General features: G+C 52.9%; 19 protein-coding genes, 1 tRNA gene and 2 pseudogenes. 18 read left to right on the top strand and 4 right to left on the bottom strand.

The features are described 5' to 3' along the window. Nucleotides 1-158 precede the first annotated feature (158 nt). A complete protein-coding gene (locus BAQU_RS06485; RefSeq protein WP_094694093.1) occupies nt 159-1,004 on the bottom strand; it encodes an aldo/keto reductase in 846 nt (281 codons plus the stop codon). A 223-nt stretch (nt 1,005-1,227) separates the two neighbouring features. Between BAQU_RS06485 and BAQU_RS06480 the strand changes: the two genes are divergently transcribed. Further along, a complete protein-coding gene (locus BAQU_RS06480) occupies nt 1,228-2,097 on the top strand; it encodes a TetR/AcrR family transcriptional regulator (RefSeq protein WP_211277124.1) in 870 nt (289 codons plus the stop codon). Between the two features lie 42 nt (nt 2,098-2,139). Here BAQU_RS06480 and BAQU_RS06475 read toward each other — a convergent pair whose 3' ends face one another. Then, the gene (locus BAQU_RS06475; RefSeq protein WP_094693733.1) at nt 2,140-3,117 is read right to left on the bottom strand and encodes a glycosyltransferase family 2 protein; all 978 of its coding nucleotides are present in this window, start codon (nt 3,115-3,117) and stop codon (nt 2,140-2,142) included. A gap of 106 nt (nt 3,118-3,223) precedes the next feature. On the opposite strand from BAQU_RS06475, the gene BAQU_RS06470 reads away from it, so the two are divergent. The 11 genes from BAQU_RS06470 (at nt 3,224) to BAQU_RS06420 (ending at nt 16,019) form a co-directional block, all read left to right on the top strand. After that, the gene (locus tag BAQU_RS06470; protein WP_094693731.1) at nt 3,224-4,663 is read left to right on the top strand and encodes an AI-2E family transporter; all 1,440 of its coding nucleotides are present in this window, start codon (nt 3,224-3,226) and stop codon (nt 4,661-4,663) included. Further along, nucleotides 4,663-5,940 (top strand): glycosyltransferase family 2 protein, encoded by a 1,278-nt coding sequence (locus BAQU_RS06465; protein ID WP_094693729.1) that lies wholly within the window; start codon nt 4,663-4,665, stop codon nt 5,938-5,940. Before BAQU_RS06470 ends, BAQU_RS06465 begins: the two co-directional genes overlap by 1 nt. A gap of 32 nt (nt 5,941-5,972) precedes the next feature. Further along, nucleotides 5,973-6,929, top strand: a complete 957-nt coding sequence (locus BAQU_RS06460; protein ID WP_338022688.1) for an ABC transporter ATP-binding protein — start codon at nt 5,973-5,975, stop codon at nt 6,927-6,929. 81 nt (nt 6,930-7,010) lie between these two features. After that, nucleotides 7,011-8,639 (top strand): hypothetical protein, encoded by a 1,629-nt coding sequence (locus tag BAQU_RS06455; RefSeq protein ID WP_094693727.1) that lies wholly within the window; start codon nt 7,011-7,013, stop codon nt 8,637-8,639. Nucleotides 8,640-8,757: 118 nt separating this feature from the next. After that, nucleotides 8,758-10,146, top strand: coding sequence for a D-alanyl-D-alanine carboxypeptidase (locus BAQU_RS06450; RefSeq protein ID WP_169713272.1), 1,389 nt, complete (start codon nt 8,758-8,760; stop codon nt 10,144-10,146). Nucleotides 10,147-10,392: 246 nt separating this feature from the next. Further along, the gene (gene tilS, locus BAQU_RS06445) at nt 10,393-11,478 is read left to right on the top strand and encodes a tRNA lysidine(34) synthetase TilS (RefSeq protein WP_244568453.1); all 1,086 of its coding nucleotides are present in this window, start codon (nt 10,393-10,395) and stop codon (nt 11,476-11,478) included. Next, entirely contained in the window at nt 11,465-12,028 is a 564-nt protein-coding gene (hpt, locus tag BAQU_RS06440) for a hypoxanthine phosphoribosyltransferase (protein WP_094693725.1), read from the top strand. The genes tilS and hpt overlap by 14 nt, the downstream gene beginning before the upstream one ends. Next, the gene (gene ftsH / locus BAQU_RS06435) at nt 12,025-14,115 is read left to right on the top strand and encodes an ATP-dependent zinc metalloprotease FtsH (RefSeq protein ID WP_094693723.1); all 2,091 of its coding nucleotides are present in this window, start codon (nt 12,025-12,027) and stop codon (nt 14,113-14,115) included. The genes hpt and ftsH overlap by 4 nt, the downstream gene beginning before the upstream one ends. A 13-nt stretch (nt 14,116-14,128) precedes the next feature. Then, entirely contained in the window at nt 14,129-15,250 is a 1,122-nt protein-coding gene (locus BAQU_RS06430; protein ID WP_094693721.1) for a dihydroneopterin aldolase, read from the top strand. Continuing rightward, nucleotides 15,247-15,786, top strand: a complete 540-nt coding sequence (locus BAQU_RS06425; protein ID WP_094693719.1) for a DUF3180 domain-containing protein — start codon at nt 15,247-15,249, stop codon at nt 15,784-15,786. Before BAQU_RS06430 ends, BAQU_RS06425 begins: the two co-directional genes overlap by 4 nt. Nucleotides 15,787-15,945: 159 nt before the next feature. Then, nucleotides 15,946-16,019: transfer RNA gene (locus BAQU_RS06420), tRNA-Ile, on the top strand. Here BAQU_RS06420 and BAQU_RS06415 read toward each other — a convergent pair. Further along, a complete protein-coding gene (locus tag BAQU_RS06415; protein ID WP_094693717.1) occupies nt 16,001-17,179 on the bottom strand; it encodes a glycerate kinase family protein in 1,179 nt (392 codons plus the stop codon). The two genes, BAQU_RS06420 and BAQU_RS06415, sit on opposite strands and share 19 nt — an antisense overlap. A 322-nt stretch (nt 17,180-17,501) precedes the next feature. Here BAQU_RS06415 and BAQU_RS06410 point away from each other — a divergent pair, with 322 nt between their 5' ends. The 5 genes and pseudogenes from BAQU_RS06410 to BAQU_RS06395 all read left to right on the top strand — a co-directional run bounded on the left by BAQU_RS06410 (nt 17,502) and on the right by BAQU_RS06395 (nt 22,463). Continuing rightward, nucleotides 17,502-17,750 carry a hypothetical protein gene (locus BAQU_RS06410; protein WP_143241973.1) on the top strand — a complete coding sequence of 83 codons (249 nt, stop codon included), beginning with the start codon at nt 17,502-17,504 and terminating at the stop codon, nt 17,748-17,750. Continuing rightward, nucleotides 17,747-19,888 carry a glycoside hydrolase family protein gene (locus BAQU_RS06405; protein ID WP_094693713.1) on the top strand — a complete coding sequence of 714 codons (2,142 nt, stop codon included), beginning with the start codon at nt 17,747-17,749 and terminating at the stop codon, nt 19,886-19,888. Before BAQU_RS06410 ends, BAQU_RS06405 begins: the two co-directional genes overlap by 4 nt. Before the next feature lie 355 nt (nt 19,889-20,243). After that, a pseudogene (locus tag BAQU_RS10685) lies at nt 20,244-20,339 on the top strand (LacI family DNA-binding transcriptional regulator); the annotation flags it as partial. A 272-nt stretch (nt 20,340-20,611) separates the two neighbouring features. After that, nucleotides 20,612-20,833, top strand: a pseudogene (locus tag BAQU_RS10270) (LacI family transcriptional regulator); the annotation flags it as partial. A 262-nt stretch (nt 20,834-21,095) separates the two neighbouring features. Further along, the gene (locus tag BAQU_RS06395) at nt 21,096-22,463 is read left to right on the top strand and encodes an amino acid permease (protein ID WP_211277123.1); all 1,368 of its coding nucleotides are present in this window, start codon (nt 21,096-21,098) and stop codon (nt 22,461-22,463) included. Nucleotides 22,464-22,605: 142 nt separating this feature from the next. On the opposite strand, the gene BAQU_RS06390 is transcribed toward BAQU_RS06395, so the two are convergent. After that, nucleotides 22,606-23,226 (bottom strand): ECF transporter S component, encoded by a 621-nt coding sequence (locus BAQU_RS06390; RefSeq protein WP_094694083.1) that lies wholly within the window; start codon nt 23,224-23,226, stop codon nt 22,606-22,608. Between the two features lie 452 nt (nt 23,227-23,678). Between BAQU_RS06390 and ettA the strand changes: the two genes are divergently transcribed. Continuing rightward, nucleotides 23,679-25,355 carry an energy-dependent translational throttle protein EttA gene (gene ettA, locus BAQU_RS06385; protein WP_094693709.1) on the top strand — a complete coding sequence of 559 codons (1,677 nt, stop codon included), beginning with the start codon at nt 23,679-23,681 and terminating at the stop codon, nt 25,353-25,355. Nucleotides 25,356-25,476: the final 121 nt, after the last annotated feature.

Below are 25,476 nucleotides of genomic sequence, written 5' to 3'. Positions count from 1 at the left end.
CCGAGTTTTGTGACAATTGCAAAGCATCAACGTTGTTCTTTCGCATTATCCCGTCGGAAAATCACCGAAAATTGGAACATATACTTTGCAATTGCCACAAAACTCGCATTGCCGCCCAAAAATTGCGACTATGTGACATTTATCTTGCAGATGGAACTCTAGAATTCCTCGTACCACTGTGGATTCTGAGCAAATGAACGTCCTTCTGGATTATCGAGAGCCGCAATCTTCATCATGTCATCACCATCGAGGGTGAAACCGGTCAAATCGATGTTGGCACGCTGACGTTCCGGGTTCGTGGACTTGGGAATGCAAACGTCGCCAATCTGCACGTGCCAGCGGAGGATTGCCTGTACCACAGAAATCCCATGTTTCTTGGCAATGGCCGTCAATGTCGTATCCTTGAGCATTTGATTGGCGCGGCCCAGAGGACTCCATGCCTCGGTAATGATCCCGTGAGTCTTGTCATAGGCGCGTTGCGCGGTCTGCTGGAAGTAGGGGTGCAATTCGATCTGATTCACCTCTGGAGCAACGCCGGTCGAATGAATGAGCATGTCGATATGGCCAGGCAGGAAGTTGCTCACACCAATATGCTTCACGATTCCCTGCTTTTGAGCATCGACAAGCGCTCGCCATGCGTCGGTGTACTTTCCCTTGGATGGGTTCGGCCAATGGATCAGATACAGATCGATGTAGTCGAGGCCCATGCGCGCAACACTTTCTTCGATCGTTACGCGTGCGCCGTCGTAATCCTGATGCCGGCCGGGGAGTTTGCTGGTGACCTGTATGTCTTCACGAGCAATGCCGGACTCGCGGATTGCGCGACCAACGATTCCCTCGTTCTCATAGTTATAGGCACTGTCAATGAGCCGGTAGCCCACCCGCAGAGCAGACTCGATGGACTCAATTCCATCGAATCCATTGATCTTGTATGTGCCGAATCCTATTGCAGGAAGTTCTAAACCGCTGTGTGATTTTCTGACCGGAATGTCCGGTGGATTCATGAAGTCACGCGTCGATTCTTGCTGTTTGCCTTGTTGTTCGTTCACTGTCGAAATCCTCTCATATGGCGATTATGTACGATTTTCCATACTCGTATATGTGTCCCAACAACAATAAGCATGAGTATTTCGAGAAATAATTTTGTGCTGAGAGATAGATTCAGGCTTGAATGAAATCTGAACAATCCAGATGTGCTGCTCTACCTATTGCTCTAGAATGATTGGAATGACGAAAAAACGCGGATCTTATTCAAAGGGAGTGCTCAAGCGCCAGGAAATTCTCAGCCAGGCGTTAAAACTCATTGCAGAGAACGGGTTTGAATCGACAAAGCTTCGAGAGCTCGCCGAGTCTGTCAATCTTTCCGAAGCCGGTCTCTTGCACTATTTCGGAACAAAGGACGATCTGTACGTCGAAATTCTGCGTGAGAACGACAAGAACGAACTGTACGAATTGTTCCGACTGAACACTGAAAACAGTGCAATTCGACCTTCTGATGCGGAGACCGAATGCAAGAAAGCCGAAGCGGAGGCTGATCAGGATAATCTTCAAGATTCAGGCACCGATTCCGTCTCAGCAGCGACCGCGTCGTCCGAACACAAGCATTCAGGTTCGGAAAGCTCAATGTCTGAACTGGCCGAAAGGGCAGGCAAACTCCTCGATGCACGGCTAAGGCTCATGCCTTCGCAGTCACGCGAACACGTTGATGTGCTCTCCCGGCTGGTGCGCATCATGGCTCATAAGGCACAGGTTCCAGGACTCGTGGAACTCTACTCATACATATCAGTGCGTGCCGCTGACAAGGCCAATCCCGCTCACGCCTACTTTTTGGAACGTAGGAACATTTCATCGGCAATCTCGGTTCCGATGCTCAAGCGATTGCAGAAGAGAGGCATCGTCAGCTCGAAGCTCGAGCCAAGTGATCTCAACCGCATTTTCAATGCAGTGACCGACGGTCTGCTTGTTCAGAGATTGATTGACCCAGACCTTGACATTGAACGACTGCTGTTGGAATTGTGCACAATCATTGATTGGGAACGCGATCCTGATTCGAACCCAGACATTGAATCGATCAAGAACCATAGATCACAATCATGATCCGGTCAGTGAAGGGGATTGGTGTCGAGCAGTTACGCAGTGTCAGCGACCGACGCTGAGTTCCTGCCGTTCCTCATCACGATGGCTGGCTGGAGTTGTGTGCATCCCTTCATCGAAACTTTCGCCATACGTTGCTGCCGCAATCGCATCATCCTCATCGCGCTGCATCATGTCCATCTGCTCACGAACCCAGACGCGTTCGGCAGGATTGATGTCGCGAAGGCCAAGATACTTCTGATAGGCAGGGTAGAACGTTCGCAGAATGGGATACAGGGCAAAGAGCGTATGCTCGGGCTTTTCGGTGCGCCAATGCTGCGGGTGGGCGTCGAAGGTATTGCGAAAGCGCTTCATATACTGTCTGAATGACGAAAGCGAGGTATCGATTCTGCGCGCGCTCATGCCAACGATCATGCGCGGGGAATATACGGTCTCGAAACCCTTGCCAAGCAGATGCAGCGAGACATCGACATCTTCGTGCATCACATCGGATTCATCGCGGCACACTTCTTTCGCGATCGCTTTCCAAGCGGTTGCCCGCAGAGCCATATTCGATCCGAACAACAGATAATGACCGCCATCCGCCTTGTAGATGTTTCTTCTGATACGATTATCGCCCTTCAAACCGATTCTGCGACCGGGCATGTCATAATACACCACTGGGCCGGTGGCGCCCATGGCATCGTCATCTTCGGTGAAGATACCCGAAACGACCTCAACCCAGTCAGGCTTCAGCATGCAATCGGCGTCGACACGGCCAAGTACATCGCCTGTTGCATGGTTCAAACCCCAATTGCGGGTCGGGATAAGACCTTGTTCCCTGTTTTGGTGGAGGAGGCGCACATGAGCCTCGGGATGTTCATGAATGAACTGCTTCACGACCATCACGGTGTTATCGGTGGAACGATTGTCTACAACGATAACCTCATATGGCATCACTGTTTGACTCGTAGCATTCTGCAAGCAGTCAGCGATGCGTTCTTCTTCGTTCCATGCAGGGATGACAATTGAAACAGTCAGCATAGGTAACACAATACGTGCAAGCCCATACAGCAACATTCAGGCAATTCAGACGCATTCATGTGCGGCGAAACCATCCTTGTCGATTTTAATGGGGATAATGGGACATATGACATCCAAAGACAACGAACAATTTGATCTCGCCTCAGTGTTCCCCGCAAAAGGGGATCCCAGAAAACCACCCGAATGGTACGGTCGAGCTCTGCTCTATACAGCCATTGGTGTCTTTGCTTCCTGGTTCGTCTATAAGTCATGGGGAAAAATCGAGTTCCTGGTTCTCGATGTAGTCATCTCGATATTCATAGCCCTCGCCTTGGAGCCTTTGGTCAAGATGATGATTCGCCATGGCTGGAGGCGTGGAGCCGCCTCAGGCATCTCCATCGTGCTGTTCATCATCGTGGTCATCGCATTGATGACAACATTCGGCAGCCTCTTCGTGCAACAGGCAACCGCCATGATCTCAGGAATTCCACAGTATTACGAAGATCTTGCCAATACCATCTCGAGCAAGACATCCTGGAAACTGCCTGCAATCGGAGATCTTGGAAACGAGATCCTTGGCAGCATACAGACGTCATGGGTACGCGACTTCGCCGGACAGGCCATATCCACAACCATGAGCTTCCTGAGCGCTGTGCTGAATCTTCTGACCGTGCTGCTCGTCACCTTCTATATCTCCGCATCTGGTCCAAAGATGCGACGCAGCGTATGCCAATGGATGAGCCCTAAATCACAACGTAAATTCGTGCTGGTATGGACAGTCGCCCAGGATCAAATCTCCAGCTTTCTCTTCAGTCGTACCATCCTGGCAATCATCAACAGCGGGTGCCTGGCAATATTCCTCGTCATTCTCCATGTGCCATATTGGCTGCCGCTTTCCCTATTCTGTGGGCTGGTATCACAGTTCGTACCAACCATCGGCACCTACATCGGTGGAGCACTGCCAATCGTCGCCGCATGGGCAAGCGTTGGACTGACCCAGGCGCTCGCGATTCTTGCATACATCATCATCTATCAGCAGATAGAAAATCTGATTTTTGCTCCGAAGGTTTCTCAACGTACGATGGATCTGAATCCGGCGGTCGCTTTCCTTTCGGTGTTGGGAATTGGCGCAGTATTTGGTGCCCTCGGCGCATTCCTCGCTCTGCCTGTGGCTGCAAGCTTCCAAGCCATATTCAAGGCCTACACGAAGCATTACGAATTGATTGATTCGCCATTGCTCAACGATCCGAAGCCGGTGAAGAAGTCAAAGGTCATTGCAGGGGCCGAGGCATTCAATGAGCATGTCATTCGGCCGGTCGCCGAGCGAATGCCGCGGGCGGCGCGTGGTTCCAGCTCCCGCATTCACAGTGAGTCTGACACCAGCGATCTGCAGGACGCGAACCAGTACAAGCAGACTATGCAGGATTTGGACACATCGGAAACTATTGCAATTCCACAGAAAAAAGCCAAGAATACACCTTTGAGCGCAGGCTCAACAGAAACGAAGACCTTGCCGGATGATGTAGACCAGGCGAGTGACGGTAATCCGCGGAACAGGTGGCATTGATGGCAATTCTTGGTGTGTTGGACTGGCTGCTATGGATTCTTGGAATCGTCAGCATCATTTATCAGGCAGTGTGCATCCTCACCTCCTTCGTGTCAAAACCAGTCACGTTCAAGGATGTGCCAATGGACAACCATTACGCAGTACTGATTTCCGCCAGAAACGAAGAACTGGTTGTCGGCAATCTGATTCGTTCGATTCATGCCCAGTCGTATCCAATCGATCTGATCGATATTTGGCTCGTCGCTGACAACTGCACCGATGACACCGCTGGATTGGCACGTAGTATGGGCTGCCATGTTGTGGAACGCCACGACCTCAACCAGATCGGCAAAGGGTATGCCCTGACCTTTCTACTGAACCAGATCAATCAATCACAGATGAGTCAGATCTATGACGCATATTTCGTGTTTGATGCGGATAACCTTCTCCACAAACGCTATATCGAAGAAATGAACAAGGCCTTCCAATCGGGCTTCAAGATCTTGACCAGTTACCGAAATTCCGTGAATTTTTCAGAGAATTGGGTCTCCTCGGGCTCTGCACTCTGGTTCATTCGTGAATCGCGCTTCCTGAATTCCTCGCGCATGGTCTTCGGATCCAGCTGCCATGTTGGCGGTACAGGATTTATGTTCTCCAAGGAGATCATGGAGCGAAACAATGGTTGGAAATTCCACCTGCTGACTGAAGATCTTGAATTCACAATGGATTCGATTCTGCATGGAGACAGGATTGGCTATTGCGGTACGGCAATCCTCTATGACGAACAGCCTGTAACATTCAAGCAGAGTTGGCGCCAGCGCGTGCGTTGGAGTAAGGGATTCCTCGAGGTCTTCCGCTATTACGGACCAAGTCTGATGCGCCGTGCGATTCAGGAGAGGGACTTCTCCGCCGTTGATCTGACCCTGCTTATATGTCCGTTCACTGCCTTTGGTGTGCTGCGCGTTGTGCTATCGATGATTTTCGTCGCTTGCGGCTTCACCACGCTGTCGACGCAGCTCGGCACGATATCAGGCTACTTGTCTGGCATAGTCTTGAGCATGTTTTCGATGATGGCACTTGCGGCGATGACAATCATTGCAGAGCGCAATCGCATTGGTGCTTCGAACAAGGAACTATTCGCGTATTGCCTGAGTTTTCCCGTCTATATGCTCAGCTACATTCCAATTTCCTTCCAGGCCATCTTCTCGAAGCCGGAGTGGAAGCCAATCGAGCATCACGGTCATGAGCATGACGGTCATGAGCATGACGAGGTGCATAAGATGCAGCAGGCGCAATAGATGGGCTTTTTGCCCAGTGTTATGCTTGGAGCATGATTGAAACACCCGGCGGTGCAGATCCCAAACCAATCCAAGGCAAACAGTCATCCGGCAGTGCTGAATCATATCGTGGGCCGGCAGATGGATATTCACAAGAAGAATATCCACGGGATTCAAGAGTTCTGGAAAATTCTCCTGTCCAGCGAGACGGCATTAAATATCCCACTCCCAACGCGGGCGCGGCGATGTCGATTCGTGGACTGGCGAAATTCTATGGTGACAAGATTGCGGTGAATGGTCTTTCACTCGATATTCCCGTAGGTTCCTTCTACGGAATCGTCGGACCGAATGGCGCAGGGAAAACCACAACGCTCAATATGGCCACCGGCATGCTCGTGCCCGATGCGGGCGTTGCGATGGTGCTGGGCAAGGATGTGTGGCTGCATACCAGCGAGGTGAAGCGCATGATAGGCGTGATGCCTCAGCCTTCCCAGATCTTTGACAGACTTACCGGCTTGCAACTGCTCCTGTATTCGGGCATGCTTCGAGGCATGAAGCGTGCAGAGTCACAGCAACGAGCTGACGATCTGCTGCTTGCATTCGATCTGGAAAATGCCAGGAACCTTATGGTCGCAGAATATTCCTCGGGAATGATGAAGAAGATCTGCCTCGCCTCTGCCATGATCCACAGCCCGCGGGTGCTTGTTCTGGATGAACCCTTTGAGTCGGTCGATCCGGTGTCGAGCGCAAACCTGAAAGACATTCTGGTTGAATACGCTCAGACGGGTGGCACGGTGATCATCTCCTCGCATGTCATGGCGCTGGTCGAGAAAATGTGCACGCATGTGGCTGTGATTGCCAACGGGCAGGTCAAGGCTGATGGCACGATAGCCCAAGTTGCTGCCGGGGAGGATCTTGAGGATCGTTTTCTGCAGCTGGTCGGTGGAAGGCATCAGGCCGCCCATATTGCCTGGCTGCAGGGTGGCGGCAGCGAATCGGTGGCCGGATGACAGCGTGAGTTCTGGTCATTGTCCCCTTCGGTGCATTGCTCAGAACATGGAAACAAGTGTGAATGAGGGAAGTGGATTCATATGCTTACTGCAATACTGATAGTGAGACTCCGCTGGTCATTGACGTGGGCGTATTTGAGAAAGTCCTCGTGGCAGACGATCGGCTTCATCATTGGCCTTATCTTCGCCATCGGCTGCGTCGTCGGTGTTGCCAGGGGAGCGTGGGAGATTGGGACGCTGGTCGAGCGCAATGCTGCGGCGAATCCATTGCCCATCATGAATACGGTGATGATTGTCGGCGGAACGTTTGCTTTCCTGTTGACGTCGATTCTACAACTGATGCTTTTCGGCCAGGGATCGACGCTGAGTGCCGATCGATTCGCGCTTTTCGGGATACGTGACCGCGTGCTGCAATTCGGGCTTACGCTTTCTGGTCTATGTGGCATCCCTGGAATCACAGGGCTTGTGGCGTGCCTGCTGATTCCACTGATGTATCGCTCATATGGTGCGCCCATGGTGCTCACAGCCCTTCTCGCAGCGCCGTTCATCATGATTACAATAATCAGTGTCTCCAAGCTCATCATGTCGGCGGCGACGAGTCTGCTGCAGTCGAAGCGCAGCCAGAGCATCCTCTATATCATGATCATTCTGATCTTCATCCTTGTCGCCAATGGTCCGAACATCGTCATCAATTCCTTTGGCATTGAGCAGTTGAGGCTGAGCGTCTTTTTGAGTGTCGCGACGTTCCTCTCTTGGACTCCATTCGGGGCTGCATTTCAACTGCCCTTCGACGCATTGGCGGGAAACTGGCTGTTCTTCGTCGTGCGAATCGCGATTCTATTGCTCACTTGGGTTCTCTGCTTCATGGCTTCGACGTGGTTGATGCGGCATGAACGGTTGGTAGCCGGTGCTGCCGAGAAGGTGGTTCTGCGCAAGGGGGTCGGATCCTTCTCATGGATGCCCGATTCCGTTTCCGGTGCGATCTCGGCGCGCTACCTGACATACCTGCTGCGCGATCCCCGACAGGCAATGGTGCTGCTTATGCCGGTCATCTTTCTTGGATTGTTTGCGATTCAATCGGCCAGCCTGCCGGAAATGGTCTTCATGGCACCGCTGATGTCGGCGCTGTTCATGATGATGCCGGAATCGAACGGATTGGCATACGATGGCATGGGTATGACGATGCACGTGCAGATAGGCGTTCGCGGCATTGACGATCGCATCGGTCGTGTGCGCGTATTGGCGGTTTTGGGATGTGTATATCTTGCCGTGATTGGCATCGCGAGCCTTGTCGTGTACAACCTTCGTGGTGGGCAGTTTGTCACGATTGGAATGGTGTGCACTCTGTGCGGGGTGGGTGTGTATCTGGCGAGCCTAGGTGTTGCTGAAGTGTGTTCATGCATGTTCATGTATCCCGTTGCAAGCTTGGCGAAACCGTTCTCTTCGCCTCAAGGCCGTGCTGTGTCTCAGGGATTTCTTCCATTCATTCCGATGCTTGCTTCAGGGGTGGTGATGATCCCCACAGTCATCGTGGTCATTGTGCTGCTCGTGCTGTCTGGAATGACATATCTGTGGATTGCCATTCCTGTGGCATTGGTCAATGGAGTGCTTATTTTATGGTTGGGCGTAGCCTTGGGGGGTAGGATCATGGATGCACGTCAGTTGAAGATTGTCGCGACCCTCACACATTTTGCGCAATTGCAACGATAATTCATGATGGTCGAACAAGCGGTCAGGTCACGAGACGAATTGAGGTTAGGTGTTAGGTCACAGCACGAGTAGCTCTGTAGCCCAAGTGCACCCACGACGCTCGGCATGGCGAATCACGTTGACTGCCCTTATCACCATCGTGATCGCCGCGGCATATATCGTCGGAGATATCTTTGGACTGGTTCCTGGAGTCTTGACCAATTCATCCTTCTCGCATTATTCAGCTCCTCAGACTCGCACGGCGTATGCAGCTGCGACGCTTGATGGCAAGCTTGAATCCGGTACGCCGATCAATTCCAAGCAGGCTTCGGATCTGGTGAACACCTTGAAGAATGCCGAGGGTGTCGGTTCCGATATTTCGGCGGTCATTCGTGACTCATCAGGTTCAACAATCGCCCAACTCAATGCAACGACCGCACGCGAGCCGGCCTCGACGCTGAAGACGCTGACGGCATTCGCTGCCGCATCGACTTTGGATATGGGCTCAACACTGGACACGAAGGTCTATCTCGTACAGCCGAAGGGTGGCACGCCCCAGCTGATATTGCAGGGCAGTGGCGACATGTTGCTGGGGGCGGGGCAGAACGACACCGCTCATGTCAACGGTCGAGCAGGGTTGGCCACGCTCGCGTCTCGAACCATGCAGGCTTTGCATCAGCGCGGAATATCGCAGGTCACTTTGAAATACGATGATTCACTGTTCGGTTCGGAACGAATGCCTGCGGGAATACAGCAAAATGATGCGGAATGGCGCTATTTCACGCCCATCTCTTCCATGGCCGTTGATGGAGGCAAGCAGTGGAGCGGCACGGCAAAGCCGTCGAATCCAGACAATGACGAGGTGTATCCGACCCGATCCACGACCACGGCAGCGGACACTGCAAAGACTTTCATCTCAAGTCTTTCATCCGCAGGAATTAAGGTTGATGGTGCTGCCACGAGTGGGGATGCGCCAGCGAACTCATCGCCTATAGCGTCGGTCAGCTCGGCAAAGTTAAGCGAGATAATGGCGTATATGCTCCGTAATTCAGATAATACTGAAGCAGAATTATTTGGTCGTCTGCTCGCATTGAAGCTGGATCAGGCCAATTCGACTGCCGGAGCGACGGCAGCCACACAATCTGTCTTGAAGAAGGACGCAATTGACACCAGCGGTCTGCACATGGCTGACAGCTCGGGTTTGAGTCCGGGTTCCATGGTGACGGTCAACACTTTGACCGATGTGCAGGAGAAGCTTCTTGTCAGGGGTTCTGCCGTTGCGGAGGCCGACGGGCTTTCTGTCGTTGGTGTCGTTGGCACGGCGAAAAGTCGAAGCGCCGACGATTCCATGAATGGTCTGGTTCGTGTCAAGACAGGAACGCTCTCAACTGTGAGTGCAATGGCCGGAAATGTTTCCAGAATCCATGGTGGTGCTCTCACCTTCGCGGTGATCATCAACAATGGTGACAACATGTGGTCCGCAGAGCAAGCCGTGAACGCATTCGTTGCCGCATTGCCGAAATTGTGACTTTTTACTTCGATTCCCCGCTCTTTCGACGGACGACACCTCACACATTCGAGTTTTGTTGCCTTTTCAGAAGAACGGGGTCATTCTTGGCCTTCCTTAACGATTTTTCAACGATTCTTGACCTTTATACTGAAAAAAGGCAACAAAACTCGAAATCCAGGTGTTTCCCGGTCGCATTTCATTGAGAACGAGACCGTTCGGGAATCCGCCGCAAGAGTTGGAGATGGATTCATGTATTCCGCAATCATGAAGCGAATGATTGGTGAACTGCGAAAATCACTGGAATCGCAAGGGTTTCATAGACAATCCAAGATTTTTTCGCAGCATGGTCTTCATGCGGCAGCTGAAGATGCGCCACTCATCCTCGTCGCATGTTCGGGAGGGAGAGATTCGCTCGCTCTCGCATATGGTGCATCGATTGTCTGCCCCATGCTGGGACTGCGGTGCGGGGCGATTCTGATCAATCACAACATGCAGGAGCATGCAGATATCGTTGCGCAGCATGCTTCCGATCAGTGCCTTTCCATGGGCTTGAGTCCGGTGGCCGTCAGATCGGTGACGGTCCGCAAGACGGGCGCGGGAGAAGAAGCTGATGCTCGCGAGGTGCGTTATGCGGCCATCATCGAGTATGCGAAGCAGACGGAGGCAGCGGCTGTGTTGCTGGCGCATACCCTGGATGATCAGGCCGAAACGGTTATCATGGGTCTGCTGCGATCGGCCGGTACTCAGGCAATTGCGGGGATGCCCGCGGTCTCGACCAAGATTGATGTCCCATTCCTGCGTCCACTGCTGAATTTGCGTCGTTGCGACACAACGCAGATTTGCAAGGACGCAGGTATCGAATGGTGGGATGATCCGACGAATGGCGATGATATGGATACCTTGCAGCGGTTACCCGTTGAGTATCCTCTTCGCTCCCGGATTCGCCACGATCTGATGCCATTCCTCGATGAATTCGTTGGAAGCGATGTGGCTGCACTTCTGGCTGGCAATACGAAACAGGCGAGCGAGGATGCGCAATGTCTGGACGCGCAGGGAAAGGCTTTGGCAGCGGCGTCTATCCTTGAGGAATCGCACGAGCGCAATCAGGAAACGCTGGATCTCGATGTCATGGAGTTGGAGAAGCAGCATGTCGCCCTGCGCAGACGAGTGATCGTCATTGCGATGAATCGAATGGGAATCCCTGTTTCCAGCCGCCACATCGAGGCCGTAGATCAGCTCATCGTGCACTGGCATGGTCAGGGTGGCGTGAATCTTCCGCTTGGATTCTCAGCAAATCGTCAGGATAACGTCATTCATCTATGCAAAGATGGTGGACATGCAAATCGCTGATATTAAATCCGATATTGACCATGAACTGGTCTCGAAAGAGCAAATTGAATCCAAAATTGAAGAGGTGGCAGCGCGGGTAAGCAAGGATTATCAGGGGAAATCCCTGCTGCTCGTCGCTGTGTTGAAGGGGGCAGTCAACACGCTCACCGCTTTTTCTCAGGCGCTGAGCATCCCGGTCGAGATGGATTTCATGAGCCTTTCTTCCTATGGCCTGGGCACCAAATCAACTGGGACGATCACCATTCGACAGGATTTGAGTACGGACATTACCGGTCGAGATGTACTTATCGTTGAAGATATTGTTGATTCCGGGCACACACTGAAATGGCTTATCGGTGATTTGAAGCGCAGAGGCGCAGCTTCCGTAGAAGTTTTCGCGCTTTTGGAGAAGCCATCGCGTCGCGAGGTCGAAGTTGACGTAAAGTACCGTGGGTACGACATTCCTGATGAATTCGTAGTTGGATTTGGCTTGGACTTCGGAGAGAAATATAGGAATTTGGATTCCATCGCAGTCCTCAAACCAGAGGTGTATCAAGGAGAACAGGTATGAGCTATCCTCAGGGTCCTCAAAGGCGCCCACCAGTAGGCAATAATGGCAACAGGCCAAATAACGGCATGAACCCATTCAACAATCAGTCTCAGGACGATCCCAATGCGGGATCGAGCGGCAAGCGTCCGTTCTGGCAGATGCCGTGGGTGTGGATTGTAGTGTTGGCAATGCTTGCCATTGCAGCCTTCCAACTGTTCTCCATGAATGGAACGCAGACCATCTATACCAAGGATGGGCTCGCTCTTTTGCGTGATAACAAGGCAAATTATGCTGAAATCACCGAAACCAAACAGCTCGTCACCCTTGAGTTGAAGAGCGATTTCACCAAGAAAGACCCTAGTAACGGCCGGATGCGAAACTATGGCAAGAGCGTTCAGTTCTACTATGTCTTTGCACAAGGTGGTCAGGTGGTGAAGGCCGTTGAGGACAGCAGCCTTTCCAAGGGATACAACTCGACTGTTCCACAGACAAGCATTCTGAGCTATCTCATCACCTCAATGCTGCCGTTGCTGATCATTCTTGGGTTGTTCTGGTTCTTCATGAGCCGAATGCAATCGTCAGGTGGCGGCTTGTTCGGTATGGGTGGCAAGAAGAACGCTGGTCGTCTGCTGGATGGCGAGACGCCGAAGACAAAGTTCTCAGATGTTGCAGGTGAACAATCAGCCGTTGAAGAGGTTGAAGAAATCAAGGACTTCCTCAAGGATCCATCGAAATACAAGGCTCTGGGGGCAAGAATTCCACGAGGAGTATTGCTGTACGGTCCTCCAGGAACAGGAAAGACCCTTCTTGCACGAGCGATTGCTGGCGAGGCGGGCGTTCCATTCTATTCGATGGCTGGATCCGACTTCGTTGAAATGTTCGTAGGCCTTGGCGCTTCCCGCGTTCGCGATCTGTTTGACGAAGCAAAGAAAAACGCTCCGGCAATCATCTTCATTGATGAAATCGATGCCGTAGGTCGTCGTCGTGGCTCAGGAATGGGCGGCGGTCATGACGAGCGTGAGCAGACATTGAATCAGTTGCTCGTCGAGATGGATGGATTCAACAACGATACGAATCTGATTATCATCGCGGCAACCAACCGTCCGGATGTGCTCGATCCCGCGCTGCTGCGTCCAGGTCGTTTCGACCGCCAGGTGGGTGTCGAAGCTCCTGATCTGGAAGGCCGCGAGGCTATCCTGAAGGTTCATGCCAAAGGCAAGCCTTTTGTGCCGGATGTGGATCTGCACATCGTGGCAGTACGCACTCCGGGCTTCACCGGTGCCGATCTGGCAAACGTCCTCAACGAAGCTGCATTGCTTACCGCGCGTTCAAATGCTCAGCTGATCGATAATCGCGCCATAGACGAGGCCATCGATCGCGTTCAGGCAGGACCGCGACGTCAGTCCAAGGGCATGGCCCTGAACGAGCTGCGCAATACGGCGTACCACGAGGGCGGGCATGCATTGGTGGCTGCGGCGTTGCACAATACTGATCCAGTCACCAAGGTCACGATTCTTCCTCGTGGCCGCGCACTTGGGTATACGGCAGTCATGCCAACCGAGGATCGCTACTCTCAATCACGTAACGAGCTGCTCGATCAAATGGCATACGCCATGGGTGGAAGAACGGCAGAGGAGATTGTATTCCACGATCCAACGACCGGCGCGTCGAACGATATCGAAAAGGCAACGAAGATCGCCCGCAAGATGGTTGTGGAATTCGGATTCTCGGCAAAGCTTGGAGCCATCAAGTGGGCCGATGATGACGACGACCAGACAACCGTCATGGATGGTCTGCAGCCCCGCAAGTACTCGAACGAGACAGCTCAGATCATTGACGACGAAGTGCGCAAGCTTGTTGAGCGCGCACACTCCGAAGCATGGGACATCATCAACCAGAATCGTCATATTCTCGATGAACTCGTGCGTCAACTCCTGGTCAAGGAGACACTGAACGAGCGCGAGCTGAAGCAGGTGTTCTCGGCCATCGTCAAGGCTCCGGTACGTCAAGTCTGGCTTTCGGACAGCTCACGCCCGGATTCAAACATTCCACCCGTTGAAATTCCAGAGTCACTCAAACGTGGCATTGGCATGAAAACAGGCGAGTGAACGGTAATCATTGATGGATGTGATGAAGCTCACCGGTATCAGACCGGAACGGCATGGCAAGAATTCCACAGACGAAATGTCTGCTGCGAATGACAACCATGACTTGTTCCACAGCGATGCCGGTCTTCGTCATCGTCAGAGCACTGTGAGCGTCGATCTTGTCATGCAATGTGACTTTCAGCAGGCAGGCAGATCATCGGATATCACACAAACCGTAGATTATGAACAGCTGGCGCATCGAGTGGCCTCAGTAATCGAACGCGATGAACGTGGACTACTCGAAACACTCGCATATGACGTTGCACACGCCGTGTTGCTCTCCCATCTCATACACGAAGTGGAAGTCACCGCTCACCGGGCCCGAAGCATCCGTGGAGTTCATGTCGATGACGTTTCCGTCACCATTCGTTGTGCAGCTGAGCATCACGAACAGTTCGGCGAAAAACTGACCTCGAAACGCTCAAACTCCCTCGCTGCTCAATCGGATGCCCACCATACGCAGGCATCACACGTAGCAGCATCGGCCCATGCAGACCAACAGGAAGCATCTGCACAATCAACCGAGACAAGCCAGCCTGAAACCCGTGAAGCCCTGATAGCCCTGCAAACGTCAACCGTCAATGATCAGGCGGCAGATGCCCAGGCGACGCTACGAGCCGCAGTCGTCGCCATTGATAGCGTTCCCGGCAACCAGGTTGTCGGAATTTCTCCGCTGTATCAATGCGGCTCCATCACCGATAACGACTCATTCAATGCTGTCGTGATGATAGAAACGTCATTGAACAATGCCGACATCCACTCGTCGCTGACACTTTTGGAACACGCGCATCAGTCTTCAGACAATCAATACACTGAGATGAGAGATGATTCATCGCATCAATCACGGTGTTTGAGAGCGACACTGCTGGATTTGCGCTCACGGCATCACGAGAAAGAAGCGGAGCAGCGTTCGGTACTGCCGAGCGTTGCAAGCCATGCTGAAATACTTGCTCCGTGGAATGATCTGAACGCAACCATCCAACAGCCGGATGCCGTCGATACGGCGACGATGCTTGAGAGCCTGTTGAGAGATGCACCAAATCGAGAGAATATTATCAAGGTTTCTGATACGTGGATTCTTGGAGGTGCCGTATGAAGGCGAGACGCACGCCGTGGTGGTATTACCTTGTAGCGGTGATTGTTGGAGCTGCCGCTGGGTTCGCCATGTCAGCATTGACACAGGCAAGCCAGTTCTCTCTCATGGGTGCACCGTGGGTCGTGCCGGTGCTGTTGGTGGCTTTGGGTGCATATGTGTTCTATGAGGCGTATCAAGTCCATCTCTATGTCAAAGGTGACCGCGACGATCTTGATCCAATTCGTGCAGTGAATACCCTTGTCATCTCCAAGGCACTGGCCTTGGCTGGGGCGGCTTTGGCTGGTTGGTACGGCATGCAACTGATTATGAGTCTTTCCCATGCTGAAGCTCCGTACTTCAGAACGGTGATCATCGAATGTGCGATCTGCACCGTCGTATCCATTCTCGACATGATTGTTGGCATGGTGAGTGAGTGGCTGTGCCAGCTGCCTCCTCGAGAGGGGCCGGAACACCCGAAGGCAATAGAGGCGAAGCGGAAGCGCAAGCTCGCGCAATCGCCCGCAAATAAAGCCTTTACCAAGATGCATCGGCACTGAGGTCGGCACAATCACAAGACATCGTCAGGGCATTCCTGATTTTCTATTCGTAGCAGTGTGACTGAGGGTATTGCTGCTCACGACATTGCTGGTATCAAAGTTCCTTTGTTTTTGGTAGTATAGGCAAGTTGCCAAGTGCAGACTTGCATTTGGCACAGCGGGGCCTTAGCTCAGTCGGTTAGAGCAAACGACTCATAATCGTTCGGTCCAGGGTTCAAGCCCCTGAGGCCCCACACAGGTGCGTCTTGAGCAACGATGCAATCGAGGCGCAGGTTGTTTCCACGTTCTCTTCGGTTGTTGCGAGCAATGACTCGAAATCTGCAGGACCCGGTGTGATGCCGAAGGTTGCGACAATTCCCTGATCGCGCAGTCGTTTCCTATCATCCGTGTCGAGCTTGATTCGACCGCCGATTGCGATGCAAGGTTTGCCCTCGGTCTGCGCCAACTTTGCTATACCACTGGGAACCTTGCCATACGGGGTTTGTGCGTCGATCGAGCCTTCGCCAGTGATGACGAGATCAGCCCATTGGCATGCTTCACGGCCATTGACGAGATCGAGCACAAGCGCTATGCCTGATTGGATGGTCGCATTGAAGAGCCCTAGGAGGCCAGCACCTGAGCCACCGGCAGCTCCTGCTCCCGCAATGCCGCGTACGTCTTCTCCATTGAATGATGCGATGCATGCGGAGAATTGTGCCAATCCCGAGTCAAGCTTGTCAACCTGCATCGCATTTGCGCCTTTCTGCGGGGCAAATACTCGGGCAGCGCCGTGAAGCCCAGTCAGTGGATTGGTCACATCACTCGCGATGACTATGGGGATGCTCGCAGCCGTGCTATTGAGATGGCCGGCATCGATGGCATGCAGTTGACTGAGGCTGCCTCCGCCCTGCTCAAGAGGCTTGCCATGCTTGTCAAGGAATCTGTATCCACAAGCGGTTGCGATCCCTGCTCCACCATCAGTCGAGGCACTGCCCCCAAGCCCAAGAATTATTCTTTGCGCTCCCGCATTGATTGCGGCCATGATGAGTTCTCCGGTGCCGAAACTCGATGCAGACATCGGGTCTCTGCGTGCTTTCGGTATCCTCTCGATACCGCTGGCAGCTGCCAACTCAATGACTGCGGTTCGTACGTTCCCGAAGGGATTGTCATGCCCAAGGAATCCATACTGTGCTTCGATTGGGTATCCCAACGCATCATGGACTCTCGCGTGACGGAGCATGCCATGCGTTGCGCTCACCAGGGCAAGGGCAAGGCCTTCTCCGCCGTCAGAGAGTGGCAGCATTCGTGTCTCTGCAGCACCATCGCCTGCAAGAACGCCACGCCTCATGGCCTTGGCCACGGCAACGGCATCGACGGCTTCCTTGAATGAGTCCGGTGCAAGCAGATATCGCATGTGTTTCCTTCGATTCCTGAATAAATACGAGCACAGTTCAGACTTTATTGTAACTGCCTATCCGCCTGCGAAGCGATGGCTTGATGGTGCAGATTCATCATCGTTTCGTGTGAATGCAGGGTGTGATGTGGCATGATTTCGATGAAATGCCGGGGCAACACAGCGATAGTGTCAATCGTTTGACGTAAAACGATTGACGTACTATGGTGAAACATGCATCCCAGCATAGATGCTATCGGGATCCATGAAGGTTACGGGTCTCGGGGGTGTAGGGGGGGCTTGTTGCATTGAAGAAGGCGATGCGACAAACGATGAAGCATGGATGAAAGGAACAAGATCATGGCACGACGAAGTGCTCGGCAACGGATACTCGCTTTTATATCTGCTGCAGCGGCGGCAAGACCGCCAAAGCAGCCTGGTCATCGCCCGACCTCTTTGCAGCCTGATAACGGCAGAGCTTTTCACGCTTACGGTATGGGTCTGGTATACGTGGCTTGGCGTACTGGTCGTTCATGGCACATCACTCGGCGCTGCAAAGCCCAATAACAACACGGAGGAACGATCACGATGAGTTCGATAGCACGGTCGGTGCCTATGACTGAGATTGCAGGCACTTGTGTTTTTTCCAGTGGACCATATACGCGTCTGGAACTGTTCGTTGAACGTCACCGCCAAGGTGACGAAGCGGGCGTGAGGTTGGAATGTGAAGACAGCGGCGTCTGCAGGTGTGAGTTCCTGCCTGGCGATTGTCGCAGAGAGCATATGGTGCTTGATGTGGAAAGCGATGTTTCGTACACCCTCGCCATCAGTAATGCCCGCATTTCGATGGCATATCTTTCCGGGGGTGAGCAGCTGATCGACAGGGGCATCAGATTCCTGGCCATGTCTGACGAGGGAACAAGCGAGACCAGTTTGGATGGCAAGGGCGACCTTGAAGCCACTCAGGGACCGGGGCAACACATCGCTCGGCAAAGGGATCGCGATGGCGATGCTGATCTATGGCAGGCGTTGCAAATCGAGCCGATCACCGATCTGGGCAGCTTCTATGAGCGTCACGGAAGAGCCACGATTCATGTTGAGCCATTCGAACGGTGGATGAACGATCCCAACGCCCTATGTCGCTTTCAGGGCCGATATCACCTGTTCTATCAACTCAATCCGTATGGCTGGGAATGGGACAATATGCATTGGGGTCATGCCGTAAGCAGAGACCTGATTCACTGGGTGCATCTGCCAGTGGTGCTCTTCCCGCAGACCGAGCTGGACGAATCGGAGCACTTCTCTGGTGGGGCCTTCTCTGGTAGTGCGATGCCAATAGACGCTCAGGGCAGACCATGTGCTGGCGATGACGCCCATGCGATTCGTTTCTTCCTTACACGGCATATCGAGCGAGACGGGAATCCCGAATCCTTGGTCGAATATCAGACGACTTGTGTGAGTTATGACGGCATACGAATTGAGCAGGAGCGTACGCTCATAGAGCGACCGCTCAATGGCAGGAGAGATACCGAGCTTGGAAGAGACTTCCGAGATCCGAAGGTCGAATGGCGATTCGATGCCAGACATGGGTTGCCAGGATCGAAAACCTTGATGACAGTGGCTTCGAATCTTCCCAGACGCGGTGTGGCGGAGCAGCATTATTCCTACCTGTGGGAACCAAGGCGTGATTATAGGCATGGATGGTTTGCGTTGAATGCGACCGACGAGGCTGATGCCAACGATGCGGATCTGACGCGGGTGCCCGTTCTGGCCGGATTCGTGGCTGACAACCATACCATGCTCGATGATGCCGCTTCGTGGAAGTATGTCGGCGCCATGTTTGCCGATACGGAGCATCCAGAGGCATTCACCTATGAATGTCCCGACTGCTTCCCGCTTGAAGGCCATGATGTCGCCGTTGCGGCCTTGATGAAATATCGCGATGGTGGTGGTCGTTTTCAGCCAGTCGTATGGTATTCCGGGAAGCTTGAAAGTGCGTCTGAGACAGTCGATGCGGTTGAACGAGTCGATGGTGGAGCGGACGAAACCGAGCTTCCTCGCTTCACGGCTCAGCTCAGCGGTCTGTGTGATTTCGGTACGAGCTTCTATGCCGTGCAATCCTTTGCCGATGATGCTGGGCGGCGCATAGCCATCGGCTGGCTTGCCGACTGGTTTGGCGTCCGCAAGGAAGGTGAGCACCGTGCCAATGGTGCGATGACGCTTCCACGGGAGCTGCACATGCGTGACGGCAGGCTTACCAGTTACCCCATAAGTGAGGTCTTTGACGAGCTGCTTGGAGATGTCCTGTTTGAATCGACGGTGCAACTGCATCCTGATAACGGGTCTGAAGTCAGCGAGCAGAGCATTCTGGGCAATGCATACTATGCCAAGGTCGAGGTTCCTGATGATTCCGGCTTTGACATAACGCTCGCATCCGAGACTGACAAGGGTTCGCTTCATCTTGTCAAGAGTGATGGAGTCACCAGAATCGTCACATACGGTTCACCAACGGACGACTTGCATCTCAGCTCGGGTATCAGCGAGGTCAGGACCATCGAGATTTTCTATGACCGGGGTATAGCTGAGATCTTCCTCAACAAGGGCGAGGCTGCCGCATCGGTTCTGAGCGCGTGCGATGGTCGCACTGGAACGTTCTCTGCTCGACTAAGTGGTTTGCTTGACGGCGAAGCAAAGGTGGAGCTTCGAGAACTGCGCGGCATCTGGAACTGATTGGATGGATGGCGCGGCATTGACACCAACGTACTGGTTCAAGCACAAAGGCTTGGGGCGAAGACAGCTTCGATCTCGAAGGTTGCGGGATGATGGTGACCAATACAATTGACTTCGATGGCATTGCCGAAAGAATGTCTCGAATCGTCGATTCAGCAAAGTTGGTGAACGCGTAGAATCGTTGGAAATCGAAGCGTTTGGTCTATGATGACACCCTTTGCACAAGAGACATATAACGTCTGACACGAAAGTGAAATCATGCGTTCATTGGTTTCATGCCAAACGTTTCAGGATATATCGGTTGGTTCGGTTGGGACCCGAAGAACATGTGCAGAGCAGGAACAGAGGAAGAAATATGGCAAGTGTCACCATGAAGGAGATTGCCAGGAAAACTGGTGTATCCATCTCTTCGGTGTCACTTGTGCTCAATAACCGGGACATGGGAAGGATCAAGCCCGAAATAGCAAGCAGAATTCGTGCAACGGCGAAGGAACTCGGGTATCGGCCCAATCGCATAGCAAGCAGCATGAGGACGAACAAGACGCGCATCCTTGGCTTCATCATCGATGAAATTGCGACCACCCCCTTTGCCGGACGTCTGATACTCGAGCGCAGGATGCTGCAAGAATATTCGGATATACCCTTCTCACCGTCAATACCAACGGTGAGAAGGAATCGGAGCGCGAGGAAATCGAAAAACTTCAGCAGTAAGGCGTCGATGGATTTCTCTATGCCTGCATGTTCAATCAGCCGACATCCATACCCGAGGTGCTGCGCGACGTTCCTCTCGTGCTGGTCGATACGACCGACAAACTCGAGAATCTGCCATCCGTGGTTTCCGATGAGCTTCGCTTTGGCAGGGACGTGGCTGAGAGATTGATCCGCGCTGGGTGCAAACGTATTGCCTACATTGGCCTCAATGATTCGATCGCTGCCGAGACTTGATGTCCAGCATGCGCAGATCGAATGCAGTCTGATTGAGAAGGAGTCCGTGGTTCAGCGCACTGTCGCCTGAGCGAAGTGCATAGATTTTGCTGGAATTGTTATCTGGTTGATACATTCCCCCGAGTACCGTGTGCACAGGTCATTGTTGTATGGCAGATCTGTTGCAGTCGCTCCTTTGTCAGGCAGACAATGTGCAGACACACTCAATTGGGGAAAGAGACCGCTGGTGAAATCCGATAAGACGTTGATTTCAGTATCGCAAATGTCCATTATGACCATCATCACGATCGCAGGTTTGCGTGGGCTGCCTGCAATGGCGGTGCTCGGATGGCAGTCGATTGTCCTGTATCTGATTCCGGCCGTGATGTTCTTTGTGCCAACGGCGCTGGTTTCCGCCGAATTGGGCAGCACTTATCAAGGTGGCGTCTATCAGTGGGTAAAGGAAGGACTCGGACAGCGCTGGGGATTTACCGCAATATGGATGCAGTGGATCCATAATGTGGTGTGGTATCCGGCCCAGCTTGCCTTTGTCGCTGGAGCGCTGGCTTCAGCATGTGGTCTGGAAGGTCTATCGAATTCTGGACTGTATGTCACGGCGGTTATCATCGTCGTGTTCTGGTGGGCAATCTGGCTCACGCTCAAGGGCGGCAATCTTTTCGCCCGTGTCGCCTCAACTGCAGGGCTGATCGGAACCATTATCCCTGCGTGCCTGTTGCTCATTCTCGGAGCGGCGTGGCTGCTCACGGGTCAGCATATATCTTCGACGCTGACGGCGAGCTCTCCCATTCCCAATTTCACCAATATTGCCGGCATTGCTCTGGTGGTTCAGAATGTGCTCGCATTCGGCGGCATGGAGGTCAATGCCGTACATGCACAGCAGATGGAAGAGCCCAGGAAATATACGCGAGTCATAGGGATTGCGTTCATCAGCGCACTCGCGATTTTCATCATACCCACCCTGATTCTGGCCATGGTGCTGCCTAGCAACGTCAACCTTTCAAACGGCACTGTCGTCGCCTTCCAGATGATGTTCCAGAGCTTCCACCTTGGTTTCATGGGTAGTGTCATGGGACTGGCGATTGTGTTTGGTGCCGTCGCCTCCATAGTCAGCTGGATCTCAGGTCCTTCTCGTGGTCTATACAACGCAGCCCAGGATGGTTGTCTGCCAGACTATTTCAAAACCACAAATCGAAGTGGAGCACAGTCGGGCATTCTGCTGAGCATGGGAGTGATCGTCACGATTCTCGCATGTCTTTATGTGATATTTCCCTCGAGCGTCTCGATGGTGTTTTCGCTCCTGATCGGCATGGCCGTGGCACTCTATGTGATGATGTACATGCTGATGTTTGCTGCAAGCATCAATCTCCGGCGTAAACATAAAACTGGCAACAACGGGTATCGTGCCCCGGCGCTGTATGCGATGGCGGTCATGGGCATCATCGCATGCGTGAGTGCGTTTGTAATGACATTCGTTCCTGCAGCTGGGCAGACTGGCATTCCGCGATGGCTTTATCCGGTGATAGCTGCAATCGTCGTGGCGATGCTGACTGTGCCCAGCGTGATGCTCTATCGCGGACCGAAATCTGCGAAGCCACATGAAGTGCTGAGTCAGACTCATAAACTGAGCTGAATCAGCACTTTAGGATGAAAGGTGAGGCTACTGCTGAATCGACCTTTGACAGGAAACATCAGTTGCCCAATGTAACCTTGATGAACCAACCCGGGTTCATCAGGCTTGGCATGTGTGGGCGGGCCTATTCAGTCTATTCAGTCTATTCAACTTTGGCTTTGATTGAACGGCCGGATGCGAACTTATCCAAGGCACCGGTCTTGGCTATGGCAACAAAGAGGTACCAACTCATTACACCGCCAATCAGAATGCCTCCGATCATCTCGCAAATCATATGGGTGATGCCGTATGCGCTGAAGAAAGCCACACCCTGATATTGGAAGAACAACAGATAGAGACCATATTCAATGGCGGTCAGCAGACCCGACAGCATGCTGATGCTGAGCGTCCAGCGTTTGTAGAGAAAGATCGCAAAGGCGAGTTCAGAGAACAATGCCTGAAATATGGCTGATACGAAGACGAAGCTCACTGAGAACTGATTGCCAAGAAGCATCTCAACTGCGCTGCCGACAAGATTCACAAAGACCGCAGCGCCCGGTTTGCGAATGATCAGCAAGGCCAATGGGCCGGAGAAATACCAGATTGCATGGAACAGACTTCCCGTTCCTGGCAAAATCGTTCGCATCAGAGGGAACAGCCAGGCGGAGACATAGTTGAATCCCCAAAAAACCAAGCCTGATGCAACGCCAACCGATGCCGCGACCGCAATGTCCGCCGGTCTCCAAGTATAATGATTGCGTGTATGTTGTGTGATATTTGTCATGAGGATCGTCTCCAATTGCATTGTGCGCACTGCTGATGTGGATGCAGAAGGGCATTCACAGCATTCCTTGACCTGCGCATTCGGGCGGGAACACCGAGGATTACTTTACCGCGTGTTTGCACAACGGCGTGTGCACGCCTGAGCGCAGGATAATCGAGATTCCCGAGTTTTGCGGCAATTGCGCAGTATAAGACCTGGTTTTCCTGTGCATGTGACCACCATCATGCGGCAAACTGAGCCTAACAACTGTTCATTTGCCGCAAAACTCGAGAAGCTCCCCATCTGGGAGTGATTGTAGGATTGATGTCGGCATGAGAAGAAGCTTCGAAATCGTTGGAATAGGCAGAAATTGGTTGAGCCTCGCATTTCGGCTTCGATGGGTTAGAGTTACGCTCAGCACTGGCACGCTACGCTGGCAGGTAACACCGGCAAGAAAGATGGAAAGATAACACATGGCAGAGTTCATCTACCAAATGATTAAGGCACGAAAAGCTTTTGGAGAGCGCGTCATCCTTGACGATGTCACGCTCAGTTTCATTCCTGGCGCCAAGATCGGCGTTGTGGGACCGAACGGCATGGGAAAATCTACGCTGCTCAAGATCATGGCAGGTCTGGATACGGTTTCCAACGGAGAGGCCCAGCTCACCCCTGGCTACACCGTTGGGATTTTGCAGCAGGAGCCACCGCTCGATGAGGATAAGACTGTTGGCGAAAACATTGAGATGGCCTTCGGAGGAATCAAGGCAAAGATTCGTCGATTCAATGAGATTGGCGAGGAAATGGCCAAGCCGGACGCCGATTTTGATGCGTTGATGGCAGAGATGGGCAAGCTCCAGGAAGAGATCGATGCCGCAGATGCCTGGGATCTGGACAGCCAGCTCGACCAGGCCATGGATGCTTTGCAATGCCCTGATTCAGACACTCCGGTTACCGTGCTTTCTGGAGGCGAGCGTCGACGAGTGGCACTATGCAAGCTGCTGCTGGAAGCGCCGGATCTGCTCCTGCTCGATGAGCCCACCAACCATTTGGATGCTGAATCAATCCTGTGGCTCGAAAACTTCCTTCATACATACAAGGGCGCAGTACTTGCCGTCACCCACGATCGGTACTTCCTCAATAACGTTGCCGAATGGATATGCGAGGTTGACCGCGGCCATCTCTATCCGTACAAGGGCAACTATTCGACGTATCTGGAGACCAAGGCCAAGCGTCTGGAAGTTCAGGGCGCCAAGGATGCCAAGCTTTCGCGTCGGCTCAATTCCGAATTGGACTGGGTGCGCAGCTCTCCTAAGGCGCGTCAGGCGAAGAACAAGGCTCGTTTGGAACGCTATGAACAGATGGAGACCGAGGCACGCAATAACAAGAAACTCGACTTCTCGGAGATTCAGATTCCACCGGGTCCGCGTCTGGGTTCAAAGGTGCTTGAGGCAGAGCATATTCACAAGGCTTTCGGGGATCGCGTGCTGATTGACGATCTGAGCTTCACTCTGCCTCGAAACGGCATTGTCGGTGTGATTGGTCCAAACGGTGTCGGAAAATCCACGCTGTTCAAGACGATTGTCGGTCTTGAACCTCTCACGAGCGGATCATTGGATATCGGCGACACCGTCAAGATTTCTTATGTCGATCAGAATCGCGAGGGCATTGATCCTGACAAGAATCTCTGGCAGGTGGTATCCGGCGGACTTGACTTTATGGAAGTCGGCGGGGTTGAAGTGCCAACGAGAGCCTATGTCGCAAGCTTCGGATTCAAAGGTCCCGATCAGCAGAAGCCTGCCGGGGTACTTTCAGGTGGAGAGCGTAACCGTTTGAATCTGGCCCTTACCTTGAAACAGGGCGGCAATCTACTGCTGCTTGACGAGCCCACCAACGATCTGGACGTAGAAACCCTTGAAAGTCTTGAAAATGCCTTGCTCGCATTTCCCGGATGCGCTGTGGTCATTTCGCACGATCGTTGGTTCCTGGACCGCATCTCCACTCATATTCTGGCGTGGGAAGGCAACGACGACGATCCAGGCAACTGGTATTGGTTCGAAGGCAACTTCCAGGCATATCAGGAGAACAAGGTTGCGCGTCTTGGAGAAGAGGCATCGAAGCCTCACCGTCTGCATCGCAAGCTTACGCGTTGAGAACAGGTTCAGTCAGAGCCTGACACTTGTGGTTCATGGGGATGTGTCAGGCTCGGCGTGCGCTTTCTTCGTCACGCGCTGTTCATCTTCTGAACCTGTTCGTTACATAACATATGCAGTT

This window comes from Bifidobacterium aquikefiri (assembly GCF_002259795.1).
Classification (GTDB): domain Bacteria; phylum Actinomycetota; class Actinomycetes; order Actinomycetales; family Bifidobacteriaceae; genus Bombiscardovia; species Bombiscardovia aquikefiri.
This window is presented reverse-complemented; position numbering and strand designations above follow the sequence as displayed.